The sequence below is a fragment of the Muricauda sp. SCSIO 65647 genome (assembly GCF_021534965.1).
GTDB lineage: Bacteria > Bacteroidota > Bacteroidia > Flavobacteriales > Flavobacteriaceae > Flagellimonas_A.
The window spans coordinates 2,096,335-2,116,114 of sequence record NZ_CP091037.1 but is presented as its reverse complement, the minus strand read 5'-3'; the positions used below and the strand labels follow the sequence as shown (position 1 = coordinate 2,116,114).

Genomic DNA, 19,780 nt, shown 5'->3' with positions numbered 1-19,780 from the left:
TATTAAATCGAGAATCATGAGTAAATTACTGAAATTCATTTTGATAACGGTTGTTTTGACAGCATTTGTGGCCTGTCAAGATGACTCGAGCGATATTATTTTTAATATCGAGAATACCACCAACAATACCACAGGTGGTGGTGACGATGATGACCCTGGTACCGGAGGGGATCCCACTATTATCGAAATTGGGGGTGACCAAACTTCAGACCTCGCGCTCGACGGTCCAGGTGCCAATGAAATTTATCTTCTAACAAGCCCTCTTATAATGCAAGACGGTACAACTCTCAGCATTACTGCAGGTACCGAAATCAGGTCAAACGCGGGCACTAATGGTTATATAGCAATTTTGCAAGGCGCCCAGATTCAAGCAACTGGAACCCCATCGCAACCAATCGTGATGACCTCTAACAACGCTGCACCTTCAGCAGGCGATTGGGGCGGATTGGTAATTTTGGGAAGGGCCTCCATCAACTCTGGAGATACGGCGACTTCTGAAGTCGGTAACTTTACCTATGGCGGAACAGATGATATCGATAGCTCTGGAAACCTTCAATATGTAAGGTTAGAGTATACCGGAGCTGCCATTAATTCAGAATCGGAATTCAACGGAATTTCTTTTTACGCCGTCGGTAATCAAACCAATGTTGACTTTATAGAAGTATTTGAAGGCTCTGATGATGGTGTTGAGTTCTTTGGCGGAACGGTTGAAGCAAACAACGTTATCATTGTCAATGCCCAAGATGATTCTCTAGATTGGACAGAAGGATGGACAGGTGGAATTACAGATTTGTACATTGAAACAAGTTCTGATTCTGATAAAGTCATTGAAGCTGACGGAAATGAAGATGACAACACGGCTACTCCACTTTCAGCTCCAACCATTACCAATTTTACAGCCGTGGGGCTTGGTTCTGCAGCTGGCGCTGAGGCCGTTCGATTAAGAAGAGGCACCCAAGCGACCTTTGTGAATGTCTTTATCGAAGGCTATGAAGAAGCATTCGATATTGACGACCCTACAACCATAGATCACGTTTTAAATGATGAAACTTCGGTGACCGATATCACTTTTGTAGATATCACCACTAGATTGGTGAGCGACCAAAGCAGTACTTCTACCGATATTACCGAAGCAGATTTATTCTCGGGCATTTCAAATGGCACGGCCACCGATGTATCTAACTGGGGCAGTGGTTGGTCTACTCTTTCTGCACCATCTACTTCAACTGCCGAACTTACCGAAGTAGGTGATGGCTCAAGTGATATTACCTTGAACGCAGGTACGACCTATACCCTCTCTGGCGCATTGGTCATGCAGTCTGGTACTACATTGACCATACCCGCAGGCACTGAAATAAGAGCTGAAGCTGGAGGAACAGATGTTTACATTGCCATTCAGCAAGGCGCTCAAATCAATGCTCAAGGCACTGCTGACAATCCTATCGTGATGACCTCAAATGCAAATTCACCTTCTGCCGGTGATTGGGGTGGACTGGTAATCTTGGGTAACGCGACCATCAATTCTGGTAGCACGGCCACTTCAGAAGTGGGGAATTTCACTTATGGCGGTAGCGATGATACCGACAATTCAGGTACCCTTAGCTACGTAAGGCTCGAATATACCGGCGCGGCCATTAATTCAGAATCAGAATTCAACGGTGTCTCCTTCTATGCGGTCGGTTCAGATACCACTGTAGAATTCATTCAGGTACACGAAGGTGCCGATGACGGGGTCGAGTTCTTTGGCGGAACCGTAAATGCCAGCAATGTGGTGATTACCAATGCACAAGATGATTCTGTCGATTGGACCGAAGGCTGGAGAGGTACATTGACCGATGCATACATTCAAACAAGTTCAGACTCTGACAAGGTTATTGAAGCAGACGGAAATGAAGATGATAACTCTGCAACCCCATTGTCAAGTCCGACCTTAATAAACTTTACCGCCATTGGCCTTGGTTCGGGGCAAGGAGCAGAAGCGATTCGCTTGCGAAGAGGTACCGAAGCCGATTTCACCAATGTGTATCTTCAAGGTTATGCTGAAGGTTTTGATATCGATGATCCCTTGACCGTAGATGCGATCATCAACGATATTTCAAATGTCACAAATGTCACTTTCGATGATATCACTACCAATCTTGTGAGTGATACAGGGTCAGATGGTACTACTACTCCTGGAGAAGCTGATTTCTTCAGTGGCGTGGGCAATGGTACCCAAACCGATGTCGCCACTTGGGGTGCAGGTTGGACCGTTGGAATAAATTAATTGAGTTAGTTATTTTAAAGCCAAGAAAAAGGCCCTGATGATTACATCAGGGCCTTTTTTGTGCATTTCATCGAAAAGTGTAGTGTTTTTCTTTCCTTGAAAAGAGTTGGGCAGGCAAAATTTCTATATTTGTGGCATACCCTTTGTTACCAATACTTTATGAAGCACTTTTACTTAATTGCTTTCTTTTTTGTTTGCTCCTTAGGATTCGCCCAAGAATCCCAAGCAAAGGGTGATATAGACGGGCTGAAACTCTACCCCAACCCCGTAACCAATGGAAAGATTTTTATCAATACCACTGAGAATGCCCCGAAAAAAATCATGATTTTCGATGTGCTTGGCACTCAAGTGCTTCAAACTACCATTTTAGGGAAAGAACTTAATCTTTCGACCCTAGACAAAGGGGTATATATCATTAGGGTATTCGAAAAAGATAAGGTCGCCACACGAAAACTTATCGTCAAGTAGTTTTTCAAAGATTTCCTTTTCTAGTTGAATTTATTGGCTTGACACCCTTTTTGTGCTAAAAATCGGGCTTTACATACAAAAAATTGCCTTTCACAACATTTACTATCTGATTGTAAGGCAATTATCTATCTTTACTTTGCTTATCCCAAATCAAGCGTATGAAAAAAATCTACTTAATCCTCCTAATGGTGATTCCTTTATTCAGCATGGGCCAAGAATTGGTCGCTGTGAACAATCCGAAGCCACAAGAGTTGCAGGGTTTCAAAATGTACCCCAACCCAGCCTATGGTGATGAGATTTACATCACCACTGCCGCCAATGGCAATAAGAAAATAACGGTGTACGATGTATTTGGCGAGATTGTCTTGACCGACATCATTACGACCAACACTTTGAACATATCACGATTGGTGCCTGGGGTGTATGTGCTACAGGTAACCGAGCAAAACAAGACAATGACCAGAAAATTGGTCGTTAAGTAACAAAAAACACAATCTGTCCAAAGGCCCCGGTACATGTGGTACCGGGGCTTTTATTTTGGCTATTTTTGCCCTTGACCATGGACAGCAGCCTACGAAATACTATTTTCAATATCACCAGCGAAAAGGAATTCGAGCATTTGACGCTTGAAATTTTTTCTTACCAATATCAAAAAAACAAAGTATATCGGGCTTTTTGCGAACATTTGAAAAGAGGGCCAAAAAATGTCAGCAAGTCAACTGACATTCCCTTTTTGCCCATTGAATTCTTCAAATCACATCGAGTTGTGACTGACAATAAAGATCCAGAGCTGATCTTTGAAAGTAGTGGTACCACAGGTAATGAAACCAGTAAACATACTATTCTTGATAGTAATCTGTACACCAAAAGCTTTTTGACGGCTTTTCAAACTTTCTACGGAAATCCGCAAGACTATTGCATTTTGGCCTTGCTGCCTTCTTATCTTGAACGCCAAGGTTCTTCTTTGGTCTTCATGGTCGAAAAACTGATTCAACAGACCCAACATCCTGAAAGTGGTTTCCACCGCTATGACCATAAAGCGTTGCATCAAAAACTGAAGCACTTGGAAGCCAATAAGGCCAAGACTATTTTGATAGGAGTTTCCTTTGCGTTATTGGATTTTGCCGAAAGCTATCCCCACCCATTGAAGCACTGCACCGTTATGGAAACGGGTGGCATGAAAGGAAGGCGAAAAGAGCTCATCCGTTCTGAGTTGCACTTAATTTTGAGCCATGCCTTCGGTGTTGATGTAATTCACTCAGAATACGGCATGACCGAATTATTGTCGCAGGCGTACTCAAAGGGCAATGGTAGGTTCAAAACCCCACCATGGATGAAAATTCTGATTCGCGATACCGAAGACCCGCTCACTTATCCCATTTTCAACAAAACAGGCGGAATCAATATCATAGATTTGGCCAATATCGATTCTTGTGCTTTCATCGCCACCCAAGATTTGGGCAAAGCAAATAAAGACGGTAGTTTTGAAGTCTTGGGCCGTTTTGACCATTCTGATGTCAGGGGATGTAATCTGATGGCGTTATAAAAGATATAAGATTTGTCGACCAAAACCGTTATGAACATGCACAACCGACCAAAAACATGAGATACATACATACCCTATTTTTTTTACTCTTGTTTTTTTCCTTTGCTTACCCTCAAAAAGCCCATAAAAAGTCACCCCCCACATGGATAAACCCCATCGCTTTTGATACACCAAATGGTCAAAATGAAGAGGGTGGTTTTCGATATCTGCTCATTGATTATCAAGACAACATAACTACTCAAGAACGGTTTGCACACTTGGCCATCAAGATTTTGAACACCGATGGAATTCAAGAGATGTCAGACATTAGTGTCAGCTACGATCCTGCCTTTCAACAATTGACCTTCCATTCGGCCAAAATAGTCAGGGGCAACAACGAAATCGATAAACTAGCAGCTACTGAAATCAATGTTTTTCAAAGAGAAACCAACCTTGAAAGATCATTGTATGACGGTTCTTTGACAGCTGTCTTGAACCTTTCAGATGTTCGCGAAGGTGATATTGTTGAGTATTCATATACGATCAAAGGTTTTAATCCCATAAACAAAGGTCATTTCTCAACGGTATATTTTCAGCAATATACCCTTCCTGTCAACCGTATTTATAGTCGATTGGTCAACAAGGAAGCTAGAAAAGTTGATTATGAACTGCGCGATGGGGCCATAAAACCCAACGTTCTCAGCACAGAACACGGCAAAGAATATATTTGGGACACCGATGCTTCTGATAGAATTCTATATGATACCAATGTACCTATATGGTACTCACAACAAAAGCGTGTTGCCGTATCAACTTTCAAAGATTGGGCTGCTGTCGTAAAACTCATGAAACCGCTATATGCAAACCCTGAGGCTGTCAAAGTTCCATCAGATGTGGTAAATGAAAGCCATAACAAGAGCGAAAAAATCACCAAACTGATTCGGTTCGTACAAGATGAGATTCGGTACCTTGGCTTTGAATCGGGCATCGGTGCCTACAAACCTAACCCGCCATCTAAAGTACTTTCAAGACGATTCGGTGATTGTAAGGATAAATCACTTTTGTTGGCAAAACTTTTGAGGAATGAGGGAGTCGATGCCTCACCATTACTGGTGAACACCTACAGCAAAGATGAAATCAAAAAGTTTTTGCCCAGTCACAATGCTTTTGACCATTGTATTGTTCATTTCAATCACGGAGGAAACGACTATTTCGTGGATCCAACGATTTCAAACCAAGGGGGAAACTTGGCGAACATGACCTTTCCACAATATGGATATGGCTTGAAAATAAAGGAAAATGAAAAAGACCTCATCAAAATACCGAGTACAGAAAAAGCGAAATTAGACATCACTGAGACCATTGTGGTCGACTCAATTGGTGGTGGTGCCATCTTTTTCGTTGAATCGGAGTATTCCGGTTCGCGGGCCGACTATATGAGAAGTTATTTTCAAAACTCGACCGAAGAAAGCATCAACAATGAATATTTGAATTTTTATAGCAGTCTCTACCCTGGTATCGTATCTACCGACAAAATTCGTTTTACCGATGATTCAAGAGGGGACAAAAATATAGTGACCATTGAAGAATATTACAAGATTGATGACTTCTGGTACAATTTGCCCGAAACGGGTTCTGAGCTACATTGCGAAACGTATCCATTGGTACTTGAAAGTTTGATCAACTACCCAAAATCTGCCAGAAGAACCATGCCCTATAACTTGGGCACACCATTTGAGTTCAATCAAAAAACGACCATTAACCTACCTGAACCGTGGTTCGTGAAAAATGATGAATTCACTGCTGATGAAGATAGTTTCTTTTATAAGAATACCACTAAAGCAGTGGGCAACACGGTAGTGGTCGAGCATCAATATGAATTAAAGAAAGAAACGCTGCAATCAAATGAAGTGACTGATTTCTTGGCGAAACATGACCAGATCAACAACCAGATTCGATATCAGCTCACCTATTTTGGCAATTCAGGATCTGCATCAGGTCTTAGCGGTATGGCAATCGTCATTGCAATTTTGGCCTTCGTACTCGGGGGGGTTCTGGCTTTTTGGGCATTCAGAAACTACAATCCCTTACCGCATGACAGTTGTCAAAACAGGAAAATAGGAGGCTGGCTGGTGTTGCCCGCCATAGGCATTGCGTTGTCACCCTTTATTATGGGCTTTCAGATATTCAATAATGAGTATTTTGCAAAAGCGAATTGGGCCGGTATTCAAAATCTTGAAATCGAAAACCCTGAAATGTTTGCTTTTTTATATGGTGCAGAGCTTTTTGTGAACGTTCTCTTTTTCATTTTTGCCATTTTGCTGGCAATACTGTTCTTTACGAAGCGCACAAGTTTGCCAAAGCTCATTGTCGGATTCTATGCCATAAGCTTTGCTTTTTCCCTATTCGACCTTTTGGCCTACAATTACCTATTGCCTTCCGATTTGGTGGAAAATGACCCTACTCTTTACAAAGATGTGACTCGAAGTTTCATTGCAGCGGCTATTTGGATTCCGTACTTCTTGGTTTCCGAAAGGGTAAAGAACACTTTCTGCAATATGCACCCCAAAAATTGAAGATAACCTTATTGGGCAAGAGGTTTTGGGGTCAACTGATCACCAAGACGAAATAGTTTTTTCTCCCTCTTTGCAATAGCACAAATCTGTCATTGATAAGATCAGCCTCGGTAATGGTATAATCGGCGTTGACTTTTTCTTTGTTGACCGAAATAGCATTTTGTTTCAGCTCTCTTATGGCTTCGCCATTAGATTTCAAAAAACCCGTCTTGGCAGCAAGTGCCGCTACCATGTCAAGTCCACTGGCCAATTCGGTTCGTGGAAGCACAGCCTGGGGCACACCTTCAAAAATCTCTAAAAAGGTTTGCCCACCCAATTGTTTCAAATCATTGGAAGTTGATTTTCCAAAAAGAATCTCGCTGGCCCTCACTGCATTTTCAAAGTCTTGTCGCGAATGCACCATAACAGTGATTTCTTCGGCCAATTTTTTCTGAAGTATCCTCAAATGCGGTGCTACATTGTGTTCTTCAACGAGTTCTTCTATTTCTTTTTTAGATAAAAAGGTGAAAATCTTGATGTACTTTTCAGCATCTTCATCAGAGGTGTTCAACCAATATTGATAGAACTTATAAGGCGATGTTCGATTGGTATCCAACCAAATATTGCCACTTTCGGTCTTACCGAATTTTGAGCCATCTGCCTTGGTTATCAAAGGGCAGGTCAGGGCATAGCCCTTACCGCCATCGATACGTCGAATCAATTCTGTGCCGGTGGTAATGTTTCCCCATTGATCACTGCCACCCATTTGCAATGTACAGTCATATGTTTTATAAAGGTGTAAAAAGTCGTAGCCCTGTACCAATTGATAGGTGAACTCAGTGAACGACATGCCCTCTTTTGCATCAGCGGAAAGTCGCTTTTTGACAGAATCTTTGGCCATCATATAGTTGACCGTGATATGTTTGCCCACATCACGGATGAACTCCAAAAAGGAAAAATCTTTCATCCAATCGTAGTTGTTGACCAAAAGGGCCGCATTTTTTTCATCACTGCCAAAATCCAAAAAACGACTAAGTTGTTCTTTGATCGCTTCTTGGTTGCCACGCAGTGTTTTTTCATCCAACAGATTGCGTTCTGTCGATTTGCCCGAAGGATCGCCGATCATGCCTGTTGCCCCACCCACCAAGGCAATGGGCCTATGGCCGGCCAATTGAAAATGGCGCAACATCATAACACCGACCAAGTGGCCTATATGAAGCGAATCAGCTGTAGGATCAATACCTACATAGGCCGATTGCATATCATTCATCAAATGTTCTTCGGTTCCAGGCATGGCATCGTGAAGCATGCCACGCCATTCAAGCTCTTTGACAAAGTTTATCGCCATTGTGCGGTTTTCTGTGAATTCTTGCAAATATAGAATGTTGCGCTACAATTTCACCAATATTATCTGGCAATTGGGTACATTTAAGCCATGGTTTTGGTTACTGGTGGTACAGGTCTTATCGGTTCTCATCTGTTGTTTGGGCTCTTGAAGAGCGGACAGTCGATAAAAGCCATTTATCGTTCTCAAGAGCGTCTCAAAAAGATTGAAAAAGTTTTTTCGTACTACACTGATGAACCCAATGCCCTTATGGGCAACATTACTTGGATCAAAACCGACCTCAACGATGTCACCCGACTCAACAAGGCCATGCAAGGTGTCGAGCAGGTGTACCACTGTGCCGCTTTGATTTCATTTGACCCTGCCGAATACCAAGGTCTGGTGAAGGCAAATATTGAAGGTACGGCCAATGTGGTGAACGCTTGTTTGGCGAACAAAGTCAAAAAACTATGCTATATCAGTTCAATTGCCGCCTTGGGCACCAGTATAAATGGGCAACCAGTTGATGAGAATACGGAATGGAACGATAAATATACCACCGTATACGGACTTACGAAAAGAAGGGCCGAACTGGAAGTTTGGCGGGGCACACAAGAAGCACTGCCTGCCATCATTATCAACCCCGGAGTAGTATTCGGACCCGGTTTTTGGAAAAGTGGCAGCGGCTCTTTCTTCTACCTTGCGGCCAAGGAAAAAAAATATGCCCCTCCCGGGGGCACAGGCTTTGTCTCTGTCAACGATGTTGTCAATGCCATGATCGGTTTGATGCAATCTGAAATCAAAAATGAACGCTTTGTCATGGTTTCAAAGAATTGGTCATACCTAAGGGTATTGCAAAAAATCACCGGTAAAATGGGCAAAACCCCTCCAAAAAAAGAATTGGGAAAATTTACCCTCGAACTGTTCTGGCGACTTGATTGGCTGCGTTCAAAACTATTCGGGAAAAGAAGACGTTTGGCAAAACAAACCGCCAAATCTTTGCAACATCGCCAATATTACAATAGTGAAAAAATAAAAGGCTATTTGAATTTTGAATTCGAAGACTTGGACGATACCATCGATTTCTGCTGCGAAAAATTTAAGGAAGACTATCTGAAGCTTTTTTAATGGCATTTGCCGAAATGACTGAATCGCTTCTTTTTTTGGTCGCTTCCCCAAGGCTATCCTTTTTCTTTTTTCTCCCCTCTTCCATTACTTTGGCCTCTTTATCCAGTCTGGCTTCCACATTTTCATAAATCGTTTGGTATTTCAAAGGAAGAGAGGCATAATATAAATCGCTCTGAGCGAATCGTGCACTATCAATTTCATACTTGCCATATATGAACTGCATAGCCTCTAAATTGGTTTTTTCCAAAATCGATTTATTGGCCGATTCCGCGGCCTGAAAAATAGCCAGATCGTACAATATTTCGGCCATCTGTGCCTCGCTCAAAAGATCATTGGGTTTCTCAACTACCTTTTCAGCACATGACCAAACCAATGAAACCAAAACTATCGCTATCAGTCTACCCTTTTTCATCTATCAAAAGTCAATCGTTTCGCCTCTCTGATTTCAGAAAAACGGCCTTGGTCGTAGGCTAAATGACCGTTTATAAAAGTACGTATAATCTTGGCGTCAAAAGATGTGCTCTCAAAGGGTGACCATCCGCATTTATAAAGAATATTGTTTTTGGTAACCTGCCAAGGTTCCCCATAATTAACCTGTACCAAATCAGCATAATATCCCTCGCGAACAAACCCTCTTTTTTCAACCTGAAAGAGTATCGCCGGATTGTGGCTCGTTTTCTCTACAATTCTTTCTAAAGAAATCTTGCCCTCACGATGTTTTTGTAGCATGGCCACAAGGGCATGCTGTACCAATGGCCCGCCCGATGGGGCTTTGGTGTAGACATTTCTTTTTTCATCCAAAGTATGGGGGGCATGATCGGTGGCAATGACGTCAATACGGTCGTCAAGCAGCGCCTTCCACAACTGCTCCCTGTCAGAAGCTTTTTTTACCGCGGGATTCCACTTTATGAACATCCCTTTTTCATCATAATCCTCGTCAGAGAACCAGAGATGGTGTATGCAGACCTCGGCTGTGATTTTTTTATCCTTCAAGGGAATATCATTTCTGAACAATTCAGTCTCCCGACCTGTGGAAAGATGAAAAACATGCAATCGTGCCCCCGTCTTCTTTGCCAGTGCTATGGTTCGTGATGAAGAAAGATAACAGGCTTCTGAACTTCTTATTTCAGGATGGTATCTGATGGGTATATCATCCCCATACCGTTTCAAATACTCCTCTAAATTCTTCTTGATGGTGCCCTCGTCTTCACAATGAGTGGAAATGACCATTTCGGTATTTCGAAATATTTGTTCAATGACCGCTTCATCATCGACCAGCATATTGCCCGTCGAAGAACCCAAAAACAGCTTGATGCCCGAACAGCTTTTTGGATCCAGCCGTTTGATTTCTTCCAAATTGTCATTGGTGCCGCCAAACTTGAATGAATAATTGGCATAAGAGGTCTGGGCGGCAATGGCAAATTTTTCTTCCAATTTCTCGATGGTAGTGGCCTGGGGCTTGGTATTGGGCTGCTCCATAAAAGAGGTAATGCCCCCCGCAATGGCAGCCTTGCTCTCAGTGGCAATATTTCCCTTATGGGTAAGCCCTGGTTCACGAAAATGCACTTGGTCATCGATAAGCCCAGGTAGAAGGTAATTTCCCTTAAAATCAATCAGTTCGGCATTGGGGTCGCTGATATCTTTTTCAATCTTCTCAATGATCTCACCATTGATGAGCACATCAACCTCTTTTATGGCACCCTCATTGACAAGAGTGGTATTTTTAAGCAATAACTTAGCCATTTAAAAACTTCTTTTTTGAGAACAGACTTTTCAACCGCATACTGATGACCCCAAAAATGGCCTCACGTACAATGGCTGAAGTCATTTTTGAAATTCCGTTGATACGATCGGTGAAAATAATACTGATTTCCTCGATCTTGAATTTTTTGAGATAGGCCCGGTATTTCATCTCTATCTGAAAGGCATACCCGATAAACCGTACGGCATCAAGGTTGATACTCTCAAGAACCTTTCGCTTATAGCATATGAAACCCGCTGTGGGATCATGTACCGGCATGCCAGTAATCAACTTTACATAAAAAGATGCCCCGTACGACAGCAAAATACGTGACAATGGCCAGTTGACCACGTTGACCCCTTTTTTATACCGTGAACCTATGGCCACATCGGCCCCATTGATACATGCCCTATGAAGCCGTAACAAGTCATTGGGCCGGTGCGAGAAATCGGCATCCATTTCGAATATATACTCATAGCCATGGGCCAATGCCCATTTAAAGCCGTGTATATACGCTGTTCCTAAACCCGATTTTTCTTTTCGCACTTCCAAAAACAAGCCGTCAGGAAACTCTTTTTGCATTTCTCTCACCACATCGGCGGTACCATCAGGGGAATTGTCATCGACAATCAAAACATGAAAGTCTCTTTTAAGGTCAAAAACCGTTCTAATAATGGCCTCGATATTCTCGATTTCATTAAAAGTAGGTATGATTACTAAGCCATCTGCCATGGTCGATTCCATTAAATATCAAAAATAGTACTTTATGACGGCATCTCCCTTTTCGATACTGTCTGAAAAAAGAATCAAAACCATAATTCTTACATTTGTGGATACAATCAACCATCGATGACGAAAAGTTTTCCCAAGCTGCTCATCTACCTATTGTCAGCACTTTTCCTGCTCAATATTCTTCAAAGTCACTTTACAGAACTTATCTATGATGAAGCCTACTATTGGTATTATGCACAAGATTTGGCTTGGGGGTATTTTGATCATCCTCCGATGGTGGCCTATTTGGTAAAGCTTTCCTCATTTTTCTTTGGTGACGAATTGGGCGTGCGGCTGATGAGCTGTTTTTTGGGTGTGGGCACCTATATCGTACTTTGGTATTTGATAAAGGAAGAAGAAAAGAAAAAAAACGTACTGCTCTTTTTTCTGCTCTTGTTCTCGATGCCCCTGTTGAATGCCTACGGCTTTTTGACCTTGCCCGATACCCCCCTTTTATTTTTTACCGCTCTCTTTCTTTTGGCCTATAAAAAATTCGTTGGGAAATCTACCGTAGGGCTTTCCATAGTATTGGGGTTGGCCATGGCAGCATTGATGTACAGCAAATACCATGCAATTTTGATCATTTTTTTCGTGTTGTTGTCAAACTTGGCCCTTGTAAAAAACAAACTTGCCTGGTTGGCCGTAGCTGTCGCCATTTTATGCTATCTGCCCCATTTGGCATGGTTGTACGCCAATGATTTCATCACTATCAAATACCATCTCTTTGAGCGGCCCAATCAGCCCTATTCGTTTGAGAAGTTTACACTAGGGTATTTTTTGAACCTTGTCCTTATTTTCGGATTGCTTTTCCCATGGGCATATTGGGCGCTTTTCAAGAACAAGGCCAACGATCACTTCAAAAAATCGTTGTTGTACATAAGTTACGGTGTGCTGCTTTTCTTCTTTATTTCAAGTTTTAATCGCCGTGTTCAGACACAATGGATAGTCATAGTGTGTATTCCTATGGCCATATTGGCCTACGATTATTTTTGCAACCGCCCCAGGCCCAAAAAGTGGATACTTCGGTTTGGAACCGCAAGTGCCATTATTCTTTTGTTCACCAGATTGGGGTTGGTACATAAACCGCTTTTTCCGGTTGTATACGAAACCCATGATAACAAAAAATGGGTAGCGACGCTCGAAGAAAAAGTCGGTGACACCCCGGTCGTCTTTGAGAATTCATACCGACGGGCTCCGATGTATGCTTTCTATTCGGGCAACACCTCTTTCTCTTTAAATAATTTCCACTATCGCCAAAACCAATATAATATCGATGATTCTGAAGAGAAAATGCAAGGCAAGCGGGTGGCTCACGTAACCCAATATGCAAGAGAGGGTGACTTTACCTATCAGAATCAATATGGAACCATTTTTTACGGTACCTTCATCGATAATTTCAAATCATACCGCAAGTTGTGGTGCTATGTTGAACCCTCTCCGATAGTGATAGCAGATAGTCTGCAAGTAAAAGTGTACAACCCTTATGAGGAAAAAATTAGCCTTAGTGCCTTACATTTTTATGTGGCCGAGCTAGATGCCTATAAAGACTTGAAGAACTCTAGAAGAATTGTGCCTATACCACAGCAACATAATACACAATTCTTGAAACCAAAAGACACTACCTATTTCAAATGTATGCTGCCCGCACCAAAATCAACTGATATTGAATATGTCAAATTTGGCATTTCTGAATTTGGGTTACGGCCGGGCATCAACAGCCAAAGTATTGAATTAAAACGATGAACACGATTGAGCGCAGTATCGATTCTTTAGATTGGATGACCCTGGTTCTTTTATTGGGGCTGACCTTGTTGGCCGTAGGTAAATATCTTTACCAAACCAGGTTCATGAGTTTTTTGATTCTTCCGTTCAACAACAAATACATTTCAATGTACAGTAAAAAAGGGAGGTTGCTTAATTGGTTCCATATATTGATGACCCTCTTTCAAATCATCAACTTTTCTTTGTTTTTATATTTTGCCTTTCAAATATTTGAACTTCCTTTCCTAAACAAATCTACCTCTGCCTACTTCATAATTTTGGCCATGGTTGTTCTTATCTTGTTGTTAAAAATAGTCTTGCAAATGTCAAAAGGGTATGTCTTCAACACACACTCATTGGTCAATGAAATCATCTACAACAAATTGTCTTATTTCAACCATAGCGGTCTCATCATGTTCATCGCCAACATCATGTTGATTTACATTTTAAAAGACTCAAAACCTATTGTCTACGGTACAATTTTCTTAATTCTCTTCATTAATATCATCGGTATGATCAATATTTTGAAGAACCGTCAAAAAATGATTGTCACCAATGTATTCTATTTTATTTTGTACCTTTGCACACTCGAAATCGCCCCCTTGGTGATTATTGGTGGTTATCTAAAAGACTGATTTTTATGAGAGTAAAGACGATTTTGGTCTCTCAGCCAGAACCGAAAATGGAAAATTCCCCCTACTCACGACTCATTGAAAAAGAAAAAGTGAAAGTCGATTTCAGGCCTTTCATACATGTAGAAGGTGTTAAGGCCAAAAGTGTTAGACAGCAAAAAATAGACCTCAACAATTACACTGCCATCATTTTGACCAGTAGAAACTCTGTTGACCATTTTTTTAGGATTGCAGAGGAAATGCGTTTCAAGGTGCCAGACACCATGAAATATTTTTGTCAATCTGAGGCCGTTGCTTACTACTTACAGAAATATGTGGTCTACAGAAAAAGAAAGATTTATGTGGGTCAGCGTAGCTTCGGCGATTTGATTCCAATGTTCAAAAAGTACAAAGACGAGAAATTTCTATTGCCCTCATCAGATGTGCTGAAACCTGAAATACCCAAAGTTCTCGATGAAATGAATTTGAATTGGAAACGGGGCATCTTTTACAAAACGGTTATCAGTGACCTTTCTGACCTGAGAAATGTCTACTACGACGTTCTGGTCTTTTTCAGTCCGTCAGGAATTGAATCGTTGTTGAAAAACTTTCCCGATTTCAAACAGAACGACACCAGAATCGCTGTTTTCGGAAATAGCACGGTAAAAGCTGCCACTGAGGCAGGTTTGCGAATCGATATCAAGGCACCGACGCCCGAGACACCGTCGATGAGCATGGCACTTCAGAAGTACATTTCAGATGTAAACAAATAGAGTAAGACCAATCATAAAAAACCCCGCTAATTGCGGGGTTTTTTGTTTTAAAAGGCGTATCGTTGCGGACCGCCGCGCCGAATCTCTTCATTGGCATAGGCCTCAAACTTTTTGAAATTCTCTCGAAACGCATTTGAAAGCTTAAAGGCGGTCTTATAATACGCTTCATCATTGTTCCACGTTGCCCTTGGACTCAACACGCTGGTGGGCACTCCGGGACATTCGCGTGGCTGCGCTACCCCGAAGACCGAATGAATATGGTAGGTGTCATAACTGTACAGCCCCAATTGGCCACTAAGGGCCGCACTGATCATGGCCCTGGTATATTTTAGTTTCATGCGGGTTCCGACCCCGTAGGGGCCGCCTGTCCATCCCGTATTGATCAACCAAACATCCACACCGGCCTCTTTCATCTTTCTACTTAACATCTCTGCATATTTCGTGGGGTGCAAAGGCATGAAAGGAGCTCCAAAACAGGCCGAAAAAGAAGGCTGTGGCTCTATCACACCTGCCTCGGTGCCGGCCACCTTAGCGGTATAACCAGAAATGAAATGATACGCTGCCTGTGCCGGTGTCAATTTCGATATCGGGGGCAACACGCCGAAAGCATCGGCCGTCAAGAAAAAGATATTTTTCACGTTCTCAGCAACCGAAGGCACTTGAATATTTTCAATATGGTAGATAGGGTAGCTCATTCTAGTGTTCTCGGTGATCGAGGCATCTCCAAAATCGATATTGCCTTGATCATCCATGATGACATTCTCTAAAATCGCACCCCTCTTGATGGCACCATATATCTCTGGTTCACTCTCTTGTGACAAATTGATGACTTTGGCATAACAGCCGCCCTCGAAGTTGAAAACCGTATTTTGGGGTGTCCAGCCATGCTCATCATCACCTATCAATTTTCTGTTCGGGTCGGTTGAAAGGGTAGTTTTTCCCGTACCCGACAATCCAAAGAAAAGGGCAGTATCACCTAACGCTCCCACGTTTGCCGAACAATGCATGGGCAGCGTGTTTCCAAACACGGGAAGAATGAAGTTCAGTGCCGAAAAAATTCCTTTTTTGATTTCACCCGTATATCCCGTGCCCGCAACAAGGGCCACTTTTTTTGTGAAGTTCAGAATGGCAAAATTGTGCTGCCGTGTTCCATCAACTTTGGCATCTGCCCTAAAACCAGGTGCATTCACCACCGTCCATTCAGGTTCAAACCCATCAAGCCCTTTTTCATCGGGCCTCAAGAACATGTTGTGCACGAACATGTTCGACCATGGGTATTCATTGATGACCCGAATGTTGGTACGATAGGCAGTATCTGCGCAAGCATAGCAATCGCGTACATACAGTTCTTTATCATTGAGGTATTGTATTACCTTATCGTAGAGTTGGTCAAACTTTTCTGGTTCGAAAGGTATGTTGATGTCGCCCCACCATACCTTGTCTTCAGTGATCTCGTCCCTGACAATGAATCTATCTTGTGGAGAACGGCCCGTAAACTCTCCCGTATTGACAGCAAGGGCGCCGAGCGATGACTCTTGCCCCATATCTTTTGCCAAGGTTTCATCGTGCAACTCGTCTGATGACAACTGATAGTGAATGTTTGAATGTGTGATTCCGTAATCTCTTAACGAAATCGTTTTCGCTTTTTGGACATTATTCGCCATGAATATCGATTTTTAATCGTGCAAAACTAAAAAATGTGAAAGCTATTACCTCCAAAAAAAAGCAGAAAGTATCATTTCTTGGTCAAAACGGACAGAATCAAATAAATCCACCCCAAAATCATAAAAAGACCACCAATCGGAGTCACCCATCCTATTTTTCTGAAATCAAAGCTTGTCATTTTGTTGGTTGCCAATAAATAGATGGAAAACGAAAAAAGCACTACCCCTATCACCACCGCATAGAAGACCCACTTTTTGGTATCATCGGCAACTTTTGGCAGCATACTCAACAGTATTAAAAACAGTGCATGGTACATTTGGTAGCGAACCCCGGTCTCAAAAGTGTTCAATTCATCGGCCGTCAGCACTTTTTTAAGGCCATGGGCACCAAAAGCCCCAAAAATGATGGCCAACGCCCCAAATAGTAATCCGGTGGCTAAAATTGTTTTGTTCATAACTATGATCGCTTGTTTTTTTAGAGATATAACAATTTGATACCTTCGTATCCGTTACTCACAAAAGTACTGAAATCATATGGTGCGAAATATTCTGGTTCTTGGTGCTGGCAAATCCACCTCTTACCTGTTGGATTATTTTTTGGAAAAGTCTACCTCTGAAAACCTACACTTGACCATTGGCGACATCGATCCGAAGAGTGTTCCCGAAGCAGTAAGAAACCATCAGAACTGTACTGTTTTTATCTTGGATATTTTCGACGATCCTACAAGAAAAAAAGCGATATCAGAAGCTACGATCGTGGTGTCGATGTTGCCTGCAAAACTGCACCTCAAGGTCGCTGAAGACTGTTTGCACTTCAAGAAACATTTGGTGACGGCCTCATATATAAGCGATGACATCAGAAAATTGGATGCCGAGGTCAAAGACAACGGACTCGTTTTCATGAATGAAATCGGTCTAGACCCAGGTATCGACCATATGAGTGCCATGCAGGTCATCGACCGTATTCGCGCCAAAGGTGGAAAAATGCTGCTCTTCGAATCGTTCACTGGGGGCCTGGTCGCCCCTGAGAGCGATAACAATCTGTGGAATTACAAATTTACTTGGAACCCCCGTAATGTTGTGCTTGCCGGACAAGGAGGCGCTGCCAAATTCATTCAAGAGGGCACCTACAAATACATTCCCTACCACAAATTGTTCAGACGGACCGAGTTTTTGGAAGTAGAGGGATATGGCACGTTTGAGGCTTATGCCAATCGTGATTCGCTTTGGTACCGCGAATCATATGGCCTTCAAAATGTGTTGACCCTGTACCGAGGAACCATGCGCAGGGTGGGCTTTTCAAAAGCATGGAATATCTTCGTGCAACTCGGCATGACCGACGACAGTTATATTGTCGAAGGTTCTGAGGGAATGTCGTACCGAGAATTTGTCAACCTCTTTCTACCCTATTCGCCCACTGATTCGGTCGAACTTAAATTGAGGCACTATCTAAAAATTGACCAAGACGATATTTTCTGGGGAAAGCTATCAGAGTTGGATCTGTTCAACCCGAATAAGTACATTCCACTTAAAAATGCCACACCGGCCCAAATGCTACAATATATTCTGGAAGATAGCTGGACACTCAAAGATGGGGACAAAGATATGATCGTCATGTACCATAAGTTCGGTTACGAATTGGATAAAAAAAAGAAACAAATCGATGCCAATATGGTCGTGGTAGGTGAAAGTCGCACCCATACCGCCATGGCCAAGACAGTAGGCCTGCCCGTAGCCATAGCCACCCTCGATATTCTAAATAAGAAGATCACCACCGCAGGGGTACAGATACCCATTTCAAAAGAGGTGTATGATCCCATTCTTTCTGAACTGAAAGCGCATGGCATTGCCTTTAACGAGTTTGATGCCCCTTATTTGGGCTACAATCCGGATTCAGTGGCCGGTTAAAATAAATATCTTAATTTTACTTTGTAGCTCCGACAAGACTCGAACTTGTATCTGACTCTTAGGTTAAGTCGCTTTATCCAATTAAGCTACGGAGCTTTAGGACTGTCCAACCACAGTCCTTTTTTACTTACAGTCTAAAAGATAAAGTAATCCAAAAATAAAAAATTGATATCCATATAAAAAGTTTCAAAAATAAAAAGTTATCAACATAAAACTTACAACAAAGTGCTTATATCGTGTTTTTTTATGCTTTTTTATATAAAACTTGAAAAAAAAATTGAAAATTGAAACAAATATTTATATCTATTTTATACAAAAAGTATAAATTAGTATAAAATTAATTCGGAAAGTTTTTAAAGTGAAAATAGACGGTATTGACAAAAAAATTCTAAGATTTTTAATGGAGGATGCCCGAAAACCCATTCTAGAAATTGCCCGTAATATTGGCATCTCTGGGGCGGCCATTCACCAAAGGCTTCGGAAATTGGAAGCCTCAGGACTCATATCAGGCTCGAAATTTGTCATCAATCCCAAGGTTCTGGGCTATACCACCATGGCCTATATCGGTATTTTTTTAGACAAGGCCATGGCCAACCCTCGTGCGGTCAAGGAGTTGGAAAAGATTCCCGAAGTTCTGGAATGCCACTATACCACGGGCAATTGGTCCATCCTCATTAAAGTACTTTGTAAAGACAATGAGCATTTGATGTTGGTACTCAATAAAAAAATTCAACAAATCGAAGGGGTCTCAAGAACAGAAACCTTTATTTCGCTCAACCAGCAAATAGATAGGCAGATTACGATTTGAACTCTATCAGCACTACTGGTTCTTCATCTTCAAGGCCTCCAGCGGCTTTATACGCCTTTCGGGCAGCAACATTTGAAGCTTCGGTCGCCACCCAAGCTTCTTCACAACCAAGGTTCTTACACTGGTCCACCAAGAACTTGACCACTTTGCGTCCGATTCCCTGATTTTGAAAATCATCCAAGACCGCAACCTCGTTGACAAACAGAATGGGGTCTTTATCTGGGTGTACATAATGGAACCCCGATGCCATACCCACAATTTTATTCTTGTCGAAAACCAAGGCCAAATGGTGTCTGGGATCTTCAAGAAATTCTTTGGCCCTTTCAAGTTTAATGGGATAATCAAACAAACGGGCACCAACCTCCTGTAAAGCCTGAAGGTCATTGTTACTTGCCAATCGAATTACAAACGCTTTCTTCATGATCATTAAAAGAAAACCCGAAAAACCATTGGAAGTCTTTCGGGTCATATTTCATC

Annotated in this window: 18 protein-coding genes and 1 tRNA gene; 11 read left to right on the top strand and 8 right to left on the bottom strand. The window is 42.1% G+C overall.

The features are described from left to right. Positions 1-16 precede the first annotated feature (16 nt). The 5 genes from L0P89_RS09465 to L0P89_RS09445 all read left to right on the top strand — a co-directional run bounded on the left by L0P89_RS09465 (position 17) and on the right by L0P89_RS09445 (position 6,835). Positions 17-2,266, top strand: a complete 2,250-nt coding sequence (locus L0P89_RS09465; RefSeq protein WP_235264857.1) for a beta strand repeat-containing protein — start codon at positions 17-19, stop codon at positions 2,264-2,266. A gap of 159 nt (positions 2,267-2,425) precedes the next feature. Continuing rightward, positions 2,426-2,734: a T9SS type A sorting domain-containing protein gene (locus L0P89_RS09460; RefSeq protein WP_235264856.1), complete on the top strand. Its 309-nt coding sequence runs from the start codon at positions 2,426-2,428 to the stop codon at positions 2,732-2,734. A gap of 158 nt (positions 2,735-2,892) precedes the next feature. After that, positions 2,893-3,216 carry a T9SS type A sorting domain-containing protein gene (locus L0P89_RS09455; protein WP_235264855.1) on the top strand — a complete coding sequence of 108 codons (324 nt, stop codon included), beginning with the start codon at positions 2,893-2,895 and terminating at the stop codon, positions 3,214-3,216. A gap of 77 nt (positions 3,217-3,293) precedes the next feature. Then, complete coding sequence (locus L0P89_RS09450) at positions 3,294-4,280, top strand: acyl transferase (protein ID WP_235264854.1); 987 nt, start codon at positions 3,294-3,296, stop codon at positions 4,278-4,280. A gap of 56 nt (positions 4,281-4,336) precedes the next feature. After that, positions 4,337-6,835: a DUF3857 domain-containing protein gene (locus L0P89_RS09445; protein ID WP_235264853.1), complete on the top strand. Its 2,499-nt coding sequence runs from the start codon at positions 4,337-4,339 to the stop codon at positions 6,833-6,835. Between the two features lie 31 nt (positions 6,836-6,866). On the opposite strand, the gene tyrS is transcribed toward L0P89_RS09445, so the two are convergent. After that, positions 6,867-8,162 (bottom strand): tyrosine--tRNA ligase, encoded by a 1,296-nt coding sequence (gene tyrS, locus L0P89_RS09440; RefSeq protein WP_235264852.1) that lies wholly within the window; start codon positions 8,160-8,162, stop codon positions 6,867-6,869. A gap of 87 nt (positions 8,163-8,249) precedes the next feature. On the opposite strand from tyrS, the gene L0P89_RS09435 reads away from it, so the two are divergent. Next, positions 8,250-9,266: an NAD-dependent epimerase/dehydratase family protein gene (locus L0P89_RS09435; protein ID WP_235264851.1), complete on the top strand. Its 1,017-nt coding sequence runs from the start codon at positions 8,250-8,252 to the stop codon at positions 9,264-9,266. On the opposite strand, the gene L0P89_RS09430 is transcribed toward L0P89_RS09435, so the two are convergent. From L0P89_RS09430 to L0P89_RS09420, 3 genes are read right to left on the bottom strand one after another with little or no spacing between them, the layout of a single operon-like run. Beyond that, a complete protein-coding gene (locus L0P89_RS09430; RefSeq protein WP_235264850.1) occupies positions 9,238-9,678 on the bottom strand; it encodes a DUF4296 domain-containing protein in 441 nt (146 codons plus the stop codon). The two genes, L0P89_RS09435 and L0P89_RS09430, sit on opposite strands and share 29 nt — an antisense overlap. After that, positions 9,675-11,009 (bottom strand): dihydroorotase, encoded by a 1,335-nt coding sequence (locus L0P89_RS09425; RefSeq protein WP_235264849.1) that lies wholly within the window; start codon positions 11,007-11,009, stop codon positions 9,675-9,677. Before L0P89_RS09425 ends, L0P89_RS09430 begins: the two co-directional genes overlap by 4 nt. Further along, positions 11,002-11,739 (bottom strand): polyprenol monophosphomannose synthase, encoded by a 738-nt coding sequence (locus tag L0P89_RS09420; RefSeq protein WP_235264848.1) that lies wholly within the window; start codon positions 11,737-11,739, stop codon positions 11,002-11,004. Before L0P89_RS09420 ends, L0P89_RS09425 begins: the two co-directional genes overlap by 8 nt. Before the next feature lie 117 nt (positions 11,740-11,856). Between L0P89_RS09420 and L0P89_RS09415 the strand changes: the two genes are divergently transcribed. Genes L0P89_RS09415 through L0P89_RS09405 form a run of 3 tightly spaced genes read left to right on the top strand, consistent with a single transcriptional unit; the run spans position 11,857 to position 14,923 of the window. Further along, positions 11,857-13,521 (top strand): ArnT family glycosyltransferase, encoded by a 1,665-nt coding sequence (locus tag L0P89_RS09415; protein ID WP_235264847.1) that lies wholly within the window; start codon positions 11,857-11,859, stop codon positions 13,519-13,521. After that, a complete protein-coding gene (locus L0P89_RS09410; RefSeq protein WP_235264846.1) occupies positions 13,518-14,174 on the top strand; it encodes a DUF4271 domain-containing protein in 657 nt (218 codons plus the stop codon). The genes L0P89_RS09415 and L0P89_RS09410 overlap by 4 nt, the downstream gene beginning before the upstream one ends. A 5-nt stretch (positions 14,175-14,179) precedes the next feature. Beyond that, complete coding sequence (locus L0P89_RS09405; RefSeq protein WP_235264845.1) at positions 14,180-14,923, top strand: uroporphyrinogen-III synthase; 744 nt, start codon at positions 14,180-14,182, stop codon at positions 14,921-14,923. Positions 14,924-14,970: 47 nt separating this feature from the next. Here the strand turns inward: L0P89_RS09405 and pckA are convergent, their stop codons facing one another. Both pckA and L0P89_RS09395 read right to left on the bottom strand, forming a co-directional pair. After that, positions 14,971-16,587, bottom strand: a complete 1,617-nt coding sequence (gene pckA, locus L0P89_RS09400) for a phosphoenolpyruvate carboxykinase (ATP) (RefSeq protein ID WP_235264844.1) — start codon at positions 16,585-16,587, stop codon at positions 14,971-14,973. A 71-nt stretch (positions 16,588-16,658) separates the two neighbouring features. Further along, positions 16,659-17,042: a DUF423 domain-containing protein gene (locus L0P89_RS09395; protein ID WP_235264843.1), complete on the bottom strand. Its 384-nt coding sequence runs from the start codon at positions 17,040-17,042 to the stop codon at positions 16,659-16,661. 79 nt (positions 17,043-17,121) lie between these two features. On the opposite strand from L0P89_RS09395, the gene L0P89_RS09390 reads away from it, so the two are divergent. After that, positions 17,122-18,495, top strand: coding sequence for a saccharopine dehydrogenase family protein (locus L0P89_RS09390; RefSeq protein WP_235264842.1), 1,374 nt, complete (start codon positions 17,122-17,124; stop codon positions 18,493-18,495). 24 nt (positions 18,496-18,519) lie between these two features. Here the strand turns inward: L0P89_RS09390 and L0P89_RS09385 are convergent. Next, a tRNA-OTHER gene (locus L0P89_RS09385) sits at positions 18,520-18,591 on the bottom strand. Between the two features lie 262 nt (positions 18,592-18,853). Between L0P89_RS09385 and L0P89_RS09380 the strand changes: the two genes are divergently transcribed. Then, positions 18,854-19,303, top strand: coding sequence for an Lrp/AsnC ligand binding domain-containing protein (locus tag L0P89_RS09380; RefSeq protein WP_409557546.1), 450 nt, complete (start codon positions 18,854-18,856; stop codon positions 19,301-19,303). Here the strand turns inward: L0P89_RS09380 and L0P89_RS09375 are convergent. Further along, positions 19,293-19,772 (bottom strand): GNAT family N-acetyltransferase, encoded by a 480-nt coding sequence (locus tag L0P89_RS09375; RefSeq protein WP_235264841.1) that lies wholly within the window; start codon positions 19,770-19,772, stop codon positions 19,293-19,295. The genes L0P89_RS09380 and L0P89_RS09375 overlap by 11 nt on opposite strands. Positions 19,773-19,780: the final 8 nt, after the last annotated feature.